General features: G+C 38.7%; 15 protein-coding genes, 1 tRNA gene and 1 pseudogene. 2 read left to right on the top strand and 15 right to left on the bottom strand.

The genetic code is table 11. The features are described 5' to 3' along the window. Positions 1 to 107: 107 nt before the first annotated feature. From HH214_RS09805 to HH214_RS09835, 7 genes are all read right to left on the bottom strand, one after another. A complete protein-coding gene (locus HH214_RS09805; RefSeq protein WP_169607264.1) occupies positions 108 to 446 on the bottom strand; it encodes a hypothetical protein in 339 nt (112 codons plus the stop codon). Between the two features lie 3 nt (positions 447 to 449). Next, positions 450 to 617, bottom strand: coding sequence for a hypothetical protein (locus HH214_RS09810; RefSeq protein WP_169607265.1), 168 nt, complete (start codon positions 615 to 617; stop codon positions 450 to 452). Between the two features lie 216 nt (positions 618 to 833). After that, entirely contained in the window at positions 834 to 1,568 is a 735-nt protein-coding gene (locus HH214_RS09815; RefSeq protein WP_169611105.1) for a DUF3825 domain-containing protein, read from the bottom strand. Next, complete coding sequence (locus tag HH214_RS09820; RefSeq protein WP_169607267.1) at positions 1,569 to 1,856, bottom strand: helix-turn-helix transcriptional regulator; 288 nt, start codon at positions 1,854 to 1,856, stop codon at positions 1,569 to 1,571. It abuts the gene before it with no gap. A 491-nt stretch (positions 1,857 to 2,347) separates the two neighbouring features. Beyond that, entirely contained in the window at positions 2,348 to 3,499 is a 1,152-nt protein-coding gene (locus HH214_RS09825) for a phosphorylase family protein (protein WP_169607269.1), read from the bottom strand. A 108-nt stretch (positions 3,500 to 3,607) separates the two neighbouring features. Then, entirely contained in the window at positions 3,608 to 4,057 is a 450-nt protein-coding gene (locus tag HH214_RS09830) for a response regulator (protein ID WP_169607271.1), read from the bottom strand. After that, a complete protein-coding gene (locus HH214_RS09835) occupies positions 4,038 to 7,586 on the bottom strand; it encodes a hypothetical protein (RefSeq protein ID WP_169607273.1) in 3,549 nt (1,182 codons plus the stop codon). Before HH214_RS09835 ends, HH214_RS09830 begins: the two co-directional genes overlap by 20 nt. A 329-nt stretch (positions 7,587 to 7,915) precedes the next feature. Between HH214_RS09835 and HH214_RS09840 the strand changes: the two genes are divergently transcribed. Next, positions 7,916 to 8,137, top strand: coding sequence for a hypothetical protein (locus HH214_RS09840; protein WP_169607275.1), 222 nt, complete (start codon positions 7,916 to 7,918; stop codon positions 8,135 to 8,137). Positions 8,138 to 8,506: 369 nt separating this feature from the next. Here HH214_RS09840 and HH214_RS09845 read toward each other — a convergent pair whose 3' ends face one another. The 7 genes and pseudogenes from HH214_RS09845 to HH214_RS09875 all read right to left on the bottom strand — a co-directional run bounded on the left by HH214_RS09845 (position 8,507) and on the right by HH214_RS09875 (position 13,408). Next, positions 8,507 to 9,136 (bottom strand): hypothetical protein, encoded by a 630-nt coding sequence (locus HH214_RS09845; protein WP_169607276.1) that lies wholly within the window; start codon positions 9,134 to 9,136, stop codon positions 8,507 to 8,509. A gap of 107 nt (positions 9,137 to 9,243) precedes the next feature. Next, positions 9,244 to 10,473, bottom strand: coding sequence for a site-specific integrase (locus tag HH214_RS09850; RefSeq protein ID WP_169607278.1), 1,230 nt, complete (start codon positions 10,471 to 10,473; stop codon positions 9,244 to 9,246). A 311-nt stretch (positions 10,474 to 10,784) separates the two neighbouring features. After that, positions 10,785 to 10,858 (bottom strand) — tRNA-Pro (locus HH214_RS09855). A 93-nt stretch (positions 10,859 to 10,951) separates the two neighbouring features. After that, complete coding sequence (gene arsB, locus HH214_RS09860; protein ID WP_169607280.1) at positions 10,952 to 12,022, bottom strand: ACR3 family arsenite efflux transporter; 1,071 nt, start codon at positions 12,020 to 12,022, stop codon at positions 10,952 to 10,954. A 3-nt stretch (positions 12,023 to 12,025) separates the two neighbouring features. Beyond that, the gene (locus HH214_RS09865; RefSeq protein WP_169607282.1) at positions 12,026 to 12,445 is read right to left on the bottom strand and encodes an arsenate reductase ArsC; all 420 of its coding nucleotides are present in this window, start codon (positions 12,443 to 12,445) and stop codon (positions 12,026 to 12,028) included. A 21-nt stretch (positions 12,446 to 12,466) separates the two neighbouring features. Next, positions 12,467 to 12,946, bottom strand: a pseudogene (locus HH214_RS09870) (DUF6428 family protein); the annotation flags it as partial. A 132-nt stretch (positions 12,947 to 13,078) separates the two neighbouring features. Next, complete coding sequence (locus tag HH214_RS09875) at positions 13,079 to 13,408, bottom strand: ArsR/SmtB family transcription factor (RefSeq protein ID WP_169611106.1); 330 nt, start codon at positions 13,406 to 13,408, stop codon at positions 13,079 to 13,081. 166 nt (positions 13,409 to 13,574) lie between these two features. Here HH214_RS09875 and HH214_RS09880 point away from each other — a divergent pair, with 166 nt between their 5' ends. Next, complete coding sequence (locus HH214_RS09880) at positions 13,575 to 13,934, top strand: hypothetical protein (protein ID WP_169607284.1); 360 nt, start codon at positions 13,575 to 13,577, stop codon at positions 13,932 to 13,934. A 152-nt stretch (positions 13,935 to 14,086) separates the two neighbouring features. Here the strand turns inward: HH214_RS09880 and HH214_RS09885 are convergent, their stop codons facing one another. Continuing rightward, positions 14,087 to 15,733, bottom strand: a complete 1,647-nt coding sequence (locus HH214_RS09885; protein WP_169607285.1) for an ATP-binding protein — start codon at positions 15,731 to 15,733, stop codon at positions 14,087 to 14,089. Between the last annotated feature and the right edge of the window lie 236 nt (positions 15,734 to 15,969).

The raw sequence follows: 15,969 nt of genomic DNA on the forward strand, positions 1-15,969 counted from the left end.
GAGTTTTGTAACCCTACAAAGATGACGGCTGCTACCGCATCAGCTGCATTCCAGGGGTGGTCAGTTTCGCCCGGAATCCCTGGTCAGTTTGCCCCGGAATGGGGTGGTCAGTTTACGCCGGAACGCCTGACCTCTTTAAGACAGAACACCTGGTCATTTTCAGCAGAATACCCACTGAATCCCTTAAGTGACTTTACATAGTCGTAATGCTGCTCATCGCCCAGATTCAGTTCAATGGCGAAGTCGCGGCCAGCGATGAGTTCTTTTCTTACCAGGTCCTGAAAAGAAAGGTTGGCAATCCCCTGGTAGGTGGTGAATCCTTGTTTTTTGTAACGGTCGGCGATCAGGTCAAGATCCAAGATTGGTATGCCATCGGGTACCAAGGCACTGCCCGAGGTACTTTTGCCTACGCCAGGGGGACCTGCGATGACATAGATTTTAGCCAAGGGTCAAATTGGTTTTATAGTGCCATCCGGATATTCGGCAATTAGCTGACCATCCTTTTCATAGACGAGCGGCTGCCCGATAGAAAATAAATATTCCCTAGCATGTGCATTTTCCTGTGCTTGCCAGGCTTGGTACTCGTCCGGGCTCATCCCGAAGGGCGACTTCTGCATGTGTCCTTTTATCAGCACCTGCTCTTCGATTGTCAGCGTATCTTTGACCATAAAGCAAATATAGCAACATAAATCTGAAGAAGGGCTAAAATCACATAGCTTTGTTTGTCCACTTTCAGCCTAGACAAGTGCGCAAATTATGCGTTTACAGAAGATTACGCTAATGATGATTTTTCAGATTATGGATTCAGCCAATCTGTCTGGTCTCTTAATCAGTCAAGCGTCAATGTAAGCCAAATCCATAGTTAAAATTGTTACAGCCCTGTAAATATTCCTTTGCCTGTCCTTATCAACAACTAAGGCTACGTCTGCTATATAATCATCGGTTAAATTTAAAGGTAATAATAATAGTTGAACTCGACCATCATACCAATGCGGGATCGCTACTTTATAATTTCTAACAACCTTTGCTTTGATTGATTCAATGGCTCCGGCAATAGAAGTCATTGCAAGCCTTCTGTTTGCTTGCAGTACAGGAGGTAGACGATTCTTATTTTCGTCAATTATGTGTTCCGTGTTAATTTCAATTTCAAGTTTCGTGTCAAAAACCAAATCTACAGGGTTACTAACATAAGTCGGTAATTCAGGTAAGGGTCTGTAGGGATTAAGCTTCGTTGAGTATGAATCAGCGAATGTAATAAATGTCCAGTCTGCTGTATTATATTTTACCGCATCCTTGTTCTTAAAGAAAAGGGCAAATATATCTTTTTCGTCGCGCGTCTGAAGACCTGTATTGAAGCATGCCTTATCACCATCAGCAGAATACGAAATTAACTCTAGCGTTTGGGCTCTAAGAAAAGTGTAATTTAAATAGTTCGTTAAAATTGGGTACTTCTGCTTATAACGCGATTTAAACTCGGCTTTTTGGAAATTCCAATCCTCTTTTTTTTCTATAGTTTCTGCCAGATGTTGATACGGCGTTTCCCATGTTTCTCCGCTTTGACGATTAATTCAACGTTCATCTTTTCCTCCTTGATCTTTGGTTTTTTGTTGCATGATTTTGAGCACCTCACTCTTTTTAAAGTACATCCGCTTATGCAGGCGCAAATAGGGTAGCTCCTTTTTCATCCAGTCGGTAAGCGTGACTAACGATACGCCTAACTCCTCGGACAATTCCTGTTTGGATAATAGCCGTTCATCCTGCGGCGGGTCCCCACCTGCGTTAAAATGCTCTTGTAATTCTGCCCTTACTGCAGCCCTGACACACCGGCTTAGGGCTTCTTGGTTTATTATCTCCATGCAGCAAATGAAATGAGAAAAACAGCGCGCGCGACCATGCAGATTTGCCTAAAAAATAATCCAGGTGGTATCGGTAATATGGCTCCTATTCAAGCTCCGGAAATTCAAGTACCTTTTTGATAAAAAGATTGTCTTCGTAACCATCCTTTAATCCTATGAGAACACCAACATCATATTTATGTGAGTTAAGATCTAATGTTTCGTGCAGCTTGAAATATTTGTTAGACATGGCTTCGGTATGAATCCTAAATAGATGCTGCAACCATAAATTATTGTATTGGTTTAGGAATAAGAATGGCTTTCGTTAACAATAATCATCAATTGAATCTTCACCAGTCCATTCAAGACCTTGCGCCAGCGTAAAATATTTTTCGGCACCTTCGGGTAAAAAGTGTTTATCAAGGCTCGTATGTACAAATAAATCGTTTTCGTAAGTGATCTCTTTAGCAAACAGCTATTAAGTTTATTACTTGATAGCTGTTGCCGTACAATCAGCATTCCAGTAAAAAGTAGTCCTCAACTATCTTTTGCGCGATCTTAGCAGAAGCATAACATCCAAATTCGTGGAAATCGTCGGATTTTTCTGTATCTCCATAATCTACTACTGTTTTAACGCACATCGCCAAAGGTTTGGGATTGGCGACGGAATCTGCTGCGCACATTAGGCCATAACCTTCCATTTCGATTCCCAATAATTTTCTATTTTGACCAACAATAGCATTAAATTTTTCTTTATTAGCCAAGACAGATGCGCCAGACGCTATCGGTCCGTTGAGCATTTTTACATCATAATTTGGTTTTGAGCCTTTGAAGCTGTTTCTAAGTTGAAAAAAGAAAGTTTTGTCGTTTTCAAGCAGCGAAATGTATTTAACGATCCTTGTATCAGGTTTGTATTGAAATGGTTCTATTTGAAAAACGCTGATAGATTGCTTTTGCTGCTCAGGCTTTTCTTCTAATTCAGTTGTCCATTTGCCGCTTCCCCAGTCCCAGATCGGATTACCCAAAATTGTGTCGCCAAGATGAGTTTTCGATGAAACACCAGCCATGATACCCGTCATAATAAAGAGTTTAGGCCGAAAATTTGAAATCATCTTCGTGGCAAGAGTAGTCGTAGCTGGTATGCCCATTCTCATGGCATGAGCAGCGATGATCTTAACATCCGGTTTTCCGGGTATGACTGCTTCATGATAAACTGTATCATCATGAGCGAGAAAATTAGCTACAGTCCATTTCCAGCCGTTTTCTAGATTTGCGTCCAGTTCTTCTTTCAGTGCACAAATAATAGCAATATCATACTGATAGTTCTGTTGAGTAAACAACTGACTTTGCTTAGAAGATACTTTATGCTGAATGCCACTTAACATCACTGCTTGCCATTCATCAGAATCTTCCTCGAACTTAATTACGGTTAAACTATCCTTGCCAAATTTTCCCACAGCCGCACTGAAGGAATCTCTTTTTGCGGACAGTCCAATTATGTGAGTTGGAATTTTATAGATCCCACGTTCCAGTACTTCCTCAAGCAATTTGATACCCCCTAGTGGGTCAGGATCTTGTGATTTTTTTAAGGGGATAACAATATCTAATATCAATAAATCATAATGATTGGCCTTTAAAAGCTTCTTAGCTTCATTAGCATCCATAGTAATCGTAATATCATCTAAGGATAGGTTTATCACCTTTTCGAATATTTGAAAGAGGGGCTTTATCTTATACGATTCGTCTTCTACTACTAGGATCTTAAACATTATTTATAGATGGTTGATTTTAATAAGCTCTTTTATTTTATCGCGCCAGTCATCATATTTGACATTGAAGTGAACCGCGCCTAAGTATGTGCCTAGAAATTGATCACACAAATCATGATCCAATTGTTCTAAGGTTATTTTTTCGCCATTAGGCTCAAAAATATCAAATTGGGTTACAACGATCACCGGGTATTTGATGTCACGTCTAACCATTTGTAATAACAATTCTTTTCCAGCGTATGACTGGGGCCGTCCACCTTGTTGACCAGATGCAACATCAAAAGTAGTCATAGTCATATCCAAGAGTATCAAGTCGAACTTTTCATCAATGATAGTCCTTAAGGCTGTTTTTAAGGACTTTGCTTCTGCGTAATCACTGGAAATATCTTCACAGACAAATTTGCTAATTTGAATGCGTTTGTCATCATCGTCTTCAACTATAAGGATTCGCATCTGTCAAATTAATTAATGTTAAATTATCATTATTTTTTTTGGTAGGCGGGAAAGTAAGATTAAGAAAATAAGAACGGCCATCTAAACCAAAATCTATTGTAACCATGTAGTTTGGCGATTGGTTTAGATCCTTAAGACTTTGCGCAATTTTATATAGTCCCGAACCGTTTTCTTTTATTATCTCAGAATGGTAGCTATTTTCTTTGATCTTCAACTTTTTTTCAATGATCAAACTGTTAAGAGCGTCTAAATCAACATCGGGTCCTAACTCATTAGTGAAATTAAAATAAAGCATTTCTTCATCACCATTATCGATAACGGAAATATTTAGATCAACCATTGGAATATCCAGTCCTGCTCTTTTTACTACATTCTCAAATGCGTTGGTCATAATGTCGAAAAAGATCGGCAACTTATTGACTTTGACTGGTTCCTCTCTTTTTTCAATATTAAAACGAACGCTAAACTCCGGAGTGGTATCTTGGACGATGGCTTCAGCAACAGTGATCGCATCTTCTAATGGAAATTCCGTGTTTTCAAAAGAAGCTGCCGGATTGAACCAGTCGCTAATACGCTCGAAAACACTTTGAACTTGGGTCCGGCAGGTGTGAATTGCATTGTCAAGTTCACTAATGTCGCCACCTTTAGCCACCTGTTGCTGCAAATTGTTTAGCATTTTTATGACATCCGGTTTTGCGACATCGTTTAATTTCTCTTTTACCAATTCTAGTGTGCCGGTCAGCCTTTCCTCCATATAACTGATCACGATCTCCATAAATTGGGTAAAACTGGTATCAACCGATATTTTTGATTGTAGCAATGCAACTTCTCCATCACGTAATGGCGGCATAAACAAGGCTCGATCGTTATTCCCTCGATTGATGACAATCCATTCGTTTTTGATCATATCAATAAACTTGTCATACCGTTCGGAAAACCTTCTAAAGATGGGATCTAAATCGCGGGATTGATATAGATCCTCCCCTAATATACCGATCCAGTGGAAGTTCCTTTTGTAAATGCCATCCTTACTCTCCTTTTTAGTGATCAGGTGATTTTGTGACATGAATTTACGGAGTTGATTTTCTATCGCCCCATGCCTCAATCGTGTGCTCAAGTATTTATCGAGACCAAATTCAGACGAAGAGCGATACGCTTCCAATATTTGAACCAAAATAGACTTCAACAGCGAAAAAGGCTCGTTTATCGGTACAACCATATTAATCAAACCGACAATATCATTTTCGTAGTTTTTAGTTTTGGCTTCTACGGATTGTTGTTGAGAGGATACATCTAAACCACTTTTAAGATAAACCCGATATCTCAAAAAACTTTCTTTGATCTCCTTGGTTGCCCAAGCCCGGAACTTTTCAAGGTCAACATATATCTTGTTTTGCTCCATTTCGAGCATTTTTTGACGAATAACTTGTTTGCGTATAATTTTCTTTATCTCTAGCTGATACTCAAATCTATTAGTTTCATCTATTTCTACTAGTTTCTTCAGAATTAGCATTCTTTCTTTTTCTACTTCGTCCGGGGTATCGTATTCTGTAGAAATATCCATGATAGACTCTATACATAGATACCGGAAGTAATAGATCATTTCCGAACTTTCATCAAAAGGCACTTCCGACGGTTTTAAGAATCCATTTTTAGTAAGATAATCTTCACAAGCAAAAGCTCTGTAGGATTCTTCTATGCTTATAGATTGTTTAATGATAGCGTCTAATACGATGGAAAGTGCCATCGTATGATTAACAGATCTCCATTCAGCCGTTTGTGGGGCTAATATCTTTGCTAATTCTTCGAGCGGAAAAATAGTTGCAATAGAATTATCAATGACGTAGTGTTGCGCAATATAGCAGCAAACGTCACATATCCTATTCGATAGCAATAAAGAAGCTGTCGTAAGCTGAATACCCTGTATTCTGTAAAAACTGTGGGATGATGTGGTCAGCTTGTTTGCGAAATCAATAGCCAACTCAAGGTCTTTTTGTGCAAATGCTTTTTTACCTTGATGCAAATAAACTTCTTCGTCAAAAAGTTTTGTTCCTACAAGATTGGACAGATCTTGTGTAGAGGAATTCATTGTAAATTTAACACCTATTGAATCGTTGTGTGCTAAGGAAGAGGTAAGACAAGGGTGAAATAACGGATGATTTTCAGTCGCCTTTACCAGTAGTGGGTGAATATGTCCCGACTTAAGTAAATGCCCAATCGTTTGCTTTTGATCAATCTGCTCGGAGTCAATATAGTTTACGGCAAGGTTAAATACCCCGGACCAAGCCAACCCAGCAAAATTCAGAAATAGTTTTTCTATTGTATTTAACGCGAGCTGATTTCCCAAACCCGACCTGAAGAGTTCTGAAAGAGCAGTTTGAATATTTTCATTGATACTTAGAGAAGAATCGGAAGTAATCGATTCTGAATGTGGAGTGTCGGCAAGAATTGATTGCTCAGATAAATTCTGTATTTCACTTTTGACACTAGGAGGTTCAGACAGTAAGGCTTTTGTAAACGATACGAGAAACAATAGGTAAATATCATCAGGTTCCTCTATTAATCCTATCTTTGCCAGCTCTGAAGCTTCAATAATGTTTCCCTGTATAAATTGATCGTAGGCCTCATAAGCATATACATTATTGCATTTTTTACAACTTACCCCGGAATGCAGTGCAACCAAAAAGTTCACCCGTTGATCCTCGATCTTTTCTTGTAAAGCTTTAAGTGCATAGGTCACGCTTGATTTAAAATTGGCGTCTGAAATTGTAGCAAGCCTGCAAAAAGTCAAGAAAGATTCGTAAAAATCTATAAGCGACCTTGAAAAATCTATTCTGGGTAAACTAATTGCATCTTCTACCTCGCAAGATTCATCGCCTAATAAATGAAATCTGATATAGGTACCCAGATCATCTTGTGTTTTATGGTTCCAGTCCTTATAATTTTGTTCGAACTGGTACTCAAAACGATTCGCTGTTACCGACTCCTCATTCCGAAGACTGATCCAATACGTCAAATAGGCGATTGTGCCTGTATGATTAACTTCTTTCTTAATAAGGTCGGCATATGATTTTTGGCTTTGCAGTCCCTGACTAATTTGCAACAATGCCATCTTGTTTTTAATGAGCCAGATGGAACAGCCATATCTTTCTTCGATTTGTTCTAGTAAATTGGTAGCTTTTGAATAATCTGCACAAACAATAGCCTTTGAAAAATCCTTTGACAAATTGATGAATTCTTGCAGTTTGGAAACCGTACGTATTAAGAACGCTTTCATCCAACTTAATTCTGAATAAATGTCTATTGGAGATAAAGTTTTGAATTCCTGAAGGTCTGCGTAGGTGGGCTTATCTTTAAACGCGGCAATTTTGTTTAATGCCGCTGGGTATTTAAGAATTTCATCTGCAAAAACTCCATATTGCGATTGTGGTATGCTTACCCTGAGTTTCGCTAGAAAAGTATACCGATCTTTTTCTGATAGAAATTTAAATATTAATGAGGATATGTTAGCGGTTTTTGTTTGTGCCATAGATCAATAGTACTCGATGGTATTAATTTATTGAGCTGTGTAGGTTAAATAATTGTAGTTCAAATATATGAACTTTGATGGATCATTTAGAATTTACAAATTGGCGATTGTTGAGATTGCTTCGAAATATGGTGGTTTATACGAACATATTGAGTATTACAGATAGCGTTAATTACATCAAAAATGAAGGCAATACCCTGTAAGTAAAAAATTTTGACATTCTAAGGGCAGATACAGCGAATGTTTCGGTGCGAAGCCAATTGCATAGAATTATAAAGCATATTCATTATAAAAATTTACTTTAGATATACAACCTCAATCATACAATCATGGAAACTAATACCGTTCTACGTTCTACCACTGAAAAGTTTAATATTACTAACAGAGAAACGGGAATTATTGCAGAACTACTTACGCGGGGTGGAAGCGATCAAGAAAATTTACAAAAGCCAGGCATACTACTATCAATCATTCTAAGCAGTGAGTATGGGATTAGAACGCCTGATGTAACTAATAATTCACATCGAACAACCGACAACGAACCCTTATAAGATTGGACACAAACTTAATAATGATTACTTACGAAACCAGTATGACAAAGATTTTGGAATGCGTTTTGCAAGTGATCCGTATAAAACTCCGAAAAATACGGTTCCCTTTTCCGGTATATGGTTGCAATTGCATCGGGTTTCGGATAGAAACATCGTACCACCCGTCAGCCACATTATGAATAGGTTACACTAAGCTATTAACGAAAAAGGCACTTCTAACGAGTGCCTTTAAATTTTTTAATAACGTGTATTTACTTCTTTTTATCTGTGGATGAATACTGAGAATTTTCCTTCACCAACTGCGGTGCAGAAACAATCACCTGCACATTATTCATCCCTGGCAACTGCGTGGTTGTCGTAGTTGTGCTACTAGTGGTAGCGGCAGGTTGTGTCTGTGTGTTTTGATTGGCCATTGCCTGATTTTTTATCTAAGTTACAATTAATCTTTGATTTTACAATTTCTATTTTTTGAACCTTATCATCTTTTTGGAATATATGATAACCTAAACAAAGCAAAAAAGGAATGGTTGATGTCAGTGCAAAAATCAAGGCGTTATAATAAAAGGAACTTTTACGCTTAAACACTTTGTCATTAACCTCAACGGCCTTTTCAAGTTCACCAATATAGGATGCCTTTAATGCATTATCTACCTTACCTTGATCCGGTTCAGTAAGTTCGTATTGAATTCGGAAGTCTTTATAATATTTTCCTGGTTCTGTTAGATAAGCCACTTCTATGGGGAATATCAACTTAATGGTAAATACTAATGAGGTTATAAATAAACCTGTAAATAAAGTAAAACAGATATATAAAACAATGCTTTTACCAGGTGTAAAAACTTCTTGGATAATCGGTATCAAAAAAATAGCTATTGCGGAATAAATTAAAATGATATTGGTCAGTTTTGACAATACTTGTTGGTATGCAGATGTATATTGTTCCACCCGCTTTTCGTTAATTTCGATGATATAATCAAGATCATAGAACGATTTCCCCATTGCTATTTATAATTAAGTTAACAAAGTTATTTAATAAATCCGATTGTTGGTCTTGCGCTTATTTATGTACTATATTCATTTAAACAAAAATTAACTAACCTTTACGATTATGCTTGCAGCCGTTCACTAAGCCTTGCCATATCATCGCCCAATTTACTCTCAACGACTTTTGCATAGATTTGGGTAGTTGATAGCTTGCTATGACCTAATAGCTTGCTAACGGTTTCTATGGGTACACCATTGGTTAAGGTTACCGTTGTAGCGAATGTATGCCGTGCAATATGAAAGGTAAGCGGTTTAGTGATGCCGCACGTATCAGCTATTTCCTTTAAATAGCTGTTTAATTTCTGATTGCTCAACGTTGGCAGTACCTTGCCCTGAGCCAACGCCTGCGGATGGCCTTTGTATTTTTGTATGATAGCCAAAGCTTTTGGCAACAAAGGGATTTTGACAGGCTCATTAGTCTTTTGCCTGCTGGTCATGATCCATATTTTATTTTCGGATATATTTACCAAATTATCAGGGGTGAGGTTAAACACATCGATATAGGCCAATCCGGTATAGCAACTGAATATAAAAAGGTCTTGCACGACTTGTAACCGTACAATATTGAAATGCTTTTTTTCAATCCTTGCCAATTCGTCTTTGGTTAAATACTCCCTTTCGACCTTGTCAAATTTCAATTGGTAAGCGTGGAATGGATTGCGATCAATCCATTCCAGCTTGACAGCAAGGTTGATCATCTTACAGAACCTTTCAATGTGTTTCATCAGGCCATTGTTATTTAATGGCTTTTGCCCTTTCTCCGGTGTTCTGTTTCGTAGGTAATACTCAAAATCAGTAATAAACTTGTAGCTTAATTCTGACAGGTATTTATCACTCGCTTTAAACCGTTCTTTGATAAACTCCTTGATATATTTTTGGGTGGTATTATAGTTTTTCATGGTGCCAGGTTCCAAGACATTTGCTTGCTCGGCATTATGATACTCCATCAATTTACAGAGCGTAAACTCTGCCTGATCTCCTCCGGTTACTTTTTCCTTTAAGATTTCTACGGTGATAAACTTTTTTTGCAATAAGAGCTGTTGGTAACTCTCTATTATACCAGCCTTAAACTGGTCAAGGTATTTATTCAATTTGGAAACTTCTTCCCTACTACCTTTTGCCATCCCCTTAACGGGATTCCAGTGACTTTCCTCAATGGAACGTTTAACAGAAATTTCAATACGCTTGCCGTTTACAGTGATACGGGCATAGATCGGTGACTTTCCAGCCTGGTTAGTCTTTTGTTTTTTCAGGTAAAAGGCAACGCCAAAAGTGTTGTTTGTCGTACTCATAGCTATTTTTGTTAATAATTTACAAAAGCATGGTTTTGACCGGTTGGATATGTCCCTTGAAAGAAGGATACCGATTCGACTGGAATACAGCCATCAAATCGCATTAAAACAGATCAAAATTAACTCATCAAATTACTGACTATCAACAAGTTATAATACTTTCAGTGACCCAAACCTAAGAATTAAAAATGGGTAACCGAATAGGTCTCATTTTCTTTGGTTTTACTTGAATAACTTGGGGTGGAATAAAATAAAAAACCCCTTAAATCATACGATTTAAGGGGTTTTACCGACTTTTAGAGGTCTAATTGTCGGGATGGCAGGATTTGAACCTACGACCTCCAGCACCCCATGCTGGCGCGATACCGGGCTACGCTACATCCCGAAGCTTTTATAACTCTTTGTTAATGAAATACTATTTAGAAATCCGCTATTGACAAAGAGTACAAATATTGGGTTGCAAATATATAATTTTTCCTTACACAGGTTTATCATACCAAGTGGCCTTTATCCAGTAAGCCACCTTAACTAAGGCTATCAGTGCCGGCACTTCAACCAGCGGCCCTATAACGCCGGCAAACGCCTGTCCTGAGTTAATGCCAAATACGCCGATTGCGACGGCTATAGCTAATTCAAAGTTGTTCCCTGCGGCTGTAAACGCTATGGCTACGTTCTTTGTGTAATCAGCACCTAACCGCTTCCCAACCAAGAAGCTAACCAAGAACATTACAGCAAAGTAGATGACCAGTGGTAATGCAATACGGATTACATCAAAAGGCAATTGTACGATAAGCTGGCCTTTCAGGGTAAACATTACAATAATGGTAAATAATAGTGCAAGCAGCGTTATAGGAGATATTAGGGGAACAAAACGCTGGTTATACCAGTCTAGGCCTTTGGTTCGGATAAGCAGATAACGACTGAGTACACCTGCTGCAAATGGTAATCCTAAGTATATACCTACCGACTTTGCTATTTCACCCATACCAACATTCACCCGCATGCCCTTTATGCCAAACAGGGGCAATAAAATAGTGATAAACAGGTATGCATAAACACTATAAAGCAATACCTGAAAAATGCTGTTCAACGCAACTAATCCTGCGGCATATTCTCGGTCTCCCTCTGCTAACTCATTCCATACAATCACCATAGCAATGCAACGGGCCAAGCCAATCATGATAAGTCCAACCATGTAATCTGGTTTATCCTTGAGAAAGAGTATGGCCAGCACAAACATCAGTACCGGGCCGATGACCCAATTTAGCAGTAGCGAAGCACTAAGCACTTTGGTATTCTTAAACACTTGCCCTAAGCTCTCGTACTTTACCTTAGCCAGCGGCGGGTACATCATCAGTATTAAACCTACAGCTATCGGAATGTTAGTTGTACCGCTCGAGTAACCGTTTATCGTACCTGCTAATGATGGAAAGCAATAACCCGCGATTACACCAATTGCCATCGCAATAAATATCCATAAAGTTAGATAGCTATCTAAAAAGCTGAGCTGCTTACGGTTTGCAGCAGGTGCACAATTATTGACACTCATCTTTTAAACGTTAATATACTCAGCAACGAAGTTGTGAACATAAGTCTTTATCATCTCCCTTACTTTTCTAAATTCATTCATGATTTCTTCTGGTGTGCCCGTTGCCTTTGCCGGATCAGGAAAGTTGTGATGAAATCGTTGTAAGTTGCCCGGAAAGAAAGGGCAAGCTTCGTTAGCATGGTCACAAACCGTTATTATACAATCAAAGGGTACCGTTACATATTCATCTACATGATTTGAGGTATGATGTGAAATGTTTATGCCATCCTCGGCCATAACGGCTATGGCTTTAGGGTTAACACCATGTGTTTCTATTCCGGCACTATAAATATGAGCCTTATCACCCACAAAGCTTTGCAAATAGCCATGAGCTATTTGGCTGCGGCAACTGTTTCCGGTGCACAGGACTAAAATGTTCTTCATCGTCTTTATTGTTTAAAATACTTAGCAACAACCAGAACCGGGAGTACATGTTGTAGTAACACTCGCCAGGTTCTTTAATTGTATTTTAGGCTTTATCGTAACAACAGGCGTACAGCACTCCTCGCCTTTATCATTCGTTCCACAGCTTCCGCCTCGCTCAACAGCTTTACATTGCACTGTATCAGCCTGAAGGTTTACGATTAGATTTTCACCTTCAACTAGAATGTCTTTGGGTAACATCTGCCTGGTATCAAATTGTGAATTCCCAAACTCTACTTTAACCATAGCATTGGGGCTAAGTGGTAGCACCTTTTCAACTAAGGCTATAATGGATAGTGCTTTATCTACACGCATAGCTCTTTCCTGTTCCTCGTTCTGAGGCACCCACAATTGTACAATTACTTCTGTCCACGCGTTCATTACGCCTCCACAGTCTACCGAGGTTATAGGTGCTTGTTTAATTTCTGTAATGTGATAAGAAGCTTCTACAAGTGTATCAGGCGCATACTGAAATTATAGAATACTAGTTGGATAAGCTTCTAACCGTTCCTTAAATGTTTGCCAATTCATCAGTTCTATATATAATTTACTTAACGTTTTATTGCAATATTACGATGTTTGATTATAAAAAATTTAGCAACAGCTAAGGGGTCCTTTATAAGCATCAAAGAAGCCGTTTAACTGTTGTTGTAAAGCTTTCCACGCTTTAGGCTCAATGCAGTAGCAAACGCTAACTCCCTCAATGGTACCTTGTATCAATCCCGCATTCTTTAGTTCTTTTAAATGCTGAGATATAGTAGCTTGGGCAAGTCCAAGCTCATCAACTAAGTCTCCACATATACAAGCATTAGCTTTAATGATGTATTGGAGAATAGCAATTCGGGCCGGATGTGCTATGGCTTTCAACATGACCGCTAATTGGTTCTGTTGCTCATTAAATATATCTGATTTAGTTACTCCCATTATAACAATCGCAATATTACGATTAATATAGTAAGCTGTCAAGTAAACTTTTATTAATAGAAAGCGCTTTCTTAATTATAAAACTGAACCCGAGCTACTCTCCCGCAAAACAAAGCTTGCAACACGCCTGTTGATGGTTTATTACAAATTTTATACTGACTATTATATGAAAAAGACCCTCCTTTTAGCTGTTACCCTGTTGGGCCTAGTAGGCTTATCTCAGGCTCAATATGATTCTTTAAAAATAAAAATCAAGAGACATAAAATAAAAGAAACCGTAAAAGCTAGTCCGCGTACAAACGCTGCAGCTACCAGCAAACCAGCTGCTACCACTGTAAATGTAAATACAGCACCTGCAGCTACTCCAGCCACCACTACAACTACAGTAAACACACCGGCTACCCACCAGGCTGCTACAAACACGGTACATACGTCTTCATCGCACGTAGTACATACTTCTACCGTGAAGCATACAACTACAACAGTACCTAAACGTGCTACTCCACGTCGTAGCACCAGAGGTTAAGCCATAATTATAAAAGGGACCATTACACTATTTAATGGTCCCTTTTAATTAATACTAATTTCTACTGTTATAATAGCCGCTTTTAAGTGAAATCACTTACGTCAGGCTATTTGCTTTACCTAAACAAATACCTATACCTTACTCTGAAAGGCTCAACATGCTCCAATAGGCACAGTAAACCAGAAGGTACTTCCCTTACCCAACTCGCTCTGTACTCCTATTTCACCATCGTGCCGTTTGATGATTTCTGAGCTGATGTAAAGTCCCAAGCCCAAGCCTGAAGCTTGGTATCCGGCATCATCCACTCTGAAGTAACGGTCAAATAAATGAGGTATTTTATTCTCCGGTATGCCTGGTCCTTCATCGGTAACTGATAATCGAACCATGCTGCCTTCTTCTTGTATATTTAAGGTAATGGCTGATTCGGGCGCATACTTAACGGCATTGTTTACCAGGTTGGTTACTACCTGATCTATCCGGTGCTCATCCGCACAAATCATCAGCTCCAGGTTACCGGTAATATAAATTTTTTGCTTTCCCATGATGCTGATGGGGTTACAGATAGAATTTAGCAGTTGCGATAGGATAAAAGGCGTTTTGTTTAAATGTATTTCGCCATGCTGCAGACGATTTACGTTGAGCAAATCTTCTACCAATGTACTTACACGCTGTATACTTTTACGCGATTGCAGTATAAGTTTGGGCAGCATTTCTTTAGAAGGGTTATCCTTCATTTTATCTATTAACTGCAACGAGGCTTTTAAACTGGTTATTGGTGTTTTCAGCTCATGGCTGGCTATACTAATAAAATCATCCTTTTGCTGCTGTAACTGCTTAATAGCATCTATATCTGTAGAAGTACCTACCCAGTGCTCTATTTCTCCGTGTTCGTTACGTACGGGCTGAATTCTCAGTAAATGCCAGCGGTATTCTCCATTGATACTTTTTTTACGTACCTCGTACTCGCCTGGGCGCTGACTGGCTATAATATTCTGGTAAGTAGCCAGGCCGGTTTGTAAATCATCCGGATGAAGTATATCTTCCCAATTCTTTTCCAGTGTTTGTTCAATATGCATCCCGGTATAATCATACCAACGCTGGTTAAAAAAATTTATCTCACCCTCTGGCGTGCTTGTCCAGGCAATATGTGGCAATGCATTCAAGATAGACCTGTAGCGCCTTTCACTGGCTGCCAACGCTGCCGTACGTTCTATAATGCGTTGTTCCAGATCATTATTTAATACTGATAAGTTTTCCTGCGATTGGTTCAACTCATCTACCGTTGCCATAAGCTCTTCGTTGGTAGATGCCAGTTCCTCATTCACGGCTTGCAGTTCTTCCAGCAGCTCTTGCTCTTTTTGACTGGCATTTTCAACCAACAGGCTTACTTCTTTCTGATCGGTAACATTGCGGTTTACACACATCAGGTAATCTACCTGTCCGTCTTCACTGAATACCGGTGTAATTTGTATTTGCCACCAGCTTGCCTGGGCTAGTACTCCATCCACAACACACGATTCAAAGTTGATTGTAGGTAAATCAACCTGTTGTTTCTCGGTAATAGCCTGTATTAATCCGTTTCTTAATAAATCAAATTGTTTTTCACTGGCTGAATCCCAGGGTTTAAAAACATCGAAAGCAGCTTTACCTATCAGGTTGTTTGTTGTTGAACGTAAGCTTTTTTTATACTGTTCATTAACGGCTGCAATAGTAAAACTGGGTACATCTGCTTTTAATACGGCAACTGGATGGGTTAACTGGTTAAATAAAGCTTCAAACATAGGGGCAACGGCTTTCATCTATCTCACGGAATTATATATTTATCAAAGTATGTCATGTGATGAAACAACGTTTTGGTGAAAATGATTGTGATAACTTTTGCTTAATATTTATCACAATTATCATCACCAGTTCAAAGCATACCTATATAAACTTATACAGGCAGTTAGCTAACCAAATTTAAATGGAGAACTGTACATGTTTTAACGTTCCCAATTTAAATTTAACCAGTTCGTTGTACATAATCATAACAGCT

The sequence above is a fragment of the Mucilaginibacter robiniae genome, from assembly GCF_012849215.1.
Lineage (GTDB): Bacteria > Bacteroidota > Bacteroidia > Sphingobacteriales > Sphingobacteriaceae > Mucilaginibacter > Mucilaginibacter robiniae.

Excerpts from the sequence above, each read along its gene's own strand:
- HH214_RS09885 (WP_169607285.1), bottom strand. The coding sequence starts at position 15,733 with ATGAAAGCCGTTGCCCCTATGTTTGAAGCTTTATTTAACCAGTTAACC.
- HH214_RS09835 (WP_169607273.1), bottom strand. The coding sequence starts at position 7,586 with ATGGCACAAACAAAAACCGCTAACATATCCTCATTAATATTTAAATTT.
- HH214_RS09830 (WP_169607271.1), bottom strand. The coding sequence starts at position 4,057 with ATGCGAATCCTTATAGTTGAAGACGATGATGACAAACGCATTCAAATT.
- HH214_RS09880 (WP_169607284.1), top strand. The coding sequence starts at position 13,575 with ATGAAAAAGACCCTCCTTTTAGCTGTTACCCTGTTGGGCCTAGTAGGC.
- HH214_RS09820 (WP_169607267.1), bottom strand. The coding sequence starts at position 1,856 with ATGGAGATAATAAACCAAGAAGCCCTAAGCCGGTGTGTCAGGGCTGCA.
- HH214_RS09865 (WP_169607282.1), bottom strand. The coding sequence starts at position 12,445 with ATGAAGAACATTTTAGTCCTGTGCACCGGAAACAGTTGCCGCAGCCAA.
- HH214_RS09845 (WP_169607276.1), bottom strand. The coding sequence starts at position 9,136 with ATGGGGAAATCGTTCTATGATCTTGATTATATCATCGAAATTAACGAA.
- arsB (WP_169607280.1), bottom strand. The coding sequence starts at position 12,022 with ATGAGTGTCAATAATTGTGCACCTGCTGCAAACCGTAAGCAGCTCAGC.
- HH214_RS09840 (WP_169607275.1), top strand. The coding sequence starts at position 7,916 with ATGGAAACTAATACCGTTCTACGTTCTACCACTGAAAAGTTTAATATT.
- HH214_RS09825 (WP_169607269.1), bottom strand. The coding sequence starts at position 3,499 with ATGGATGCTAATGAAGCTAAGAAGCTTTTAAAGGCCAATCATTATGAT.
- HH214_RS09810 (WP_169607265.1), bottom strand. The coding sequence starts at position 617 with ATGCAGAAGTCGCCCTTCGGGATGAGCCCGGACGAGTACCAAGCCTGG.
- HH214_RS09850 (WP_169607278.1), bottom strand. The coding sequence starts at position 10,473 with ATGAGTACGACAAACAACACTTTTGGCGTTGCCTTTTACCTGAAAAAA.
- HH214_RS09875 (WP_169611106.1), bottom strand. The coding sequence starts at position 13,408 with ATGGGAGTAACTAAATCAGATATATTTAATGAGCAACAGAACCAATTA.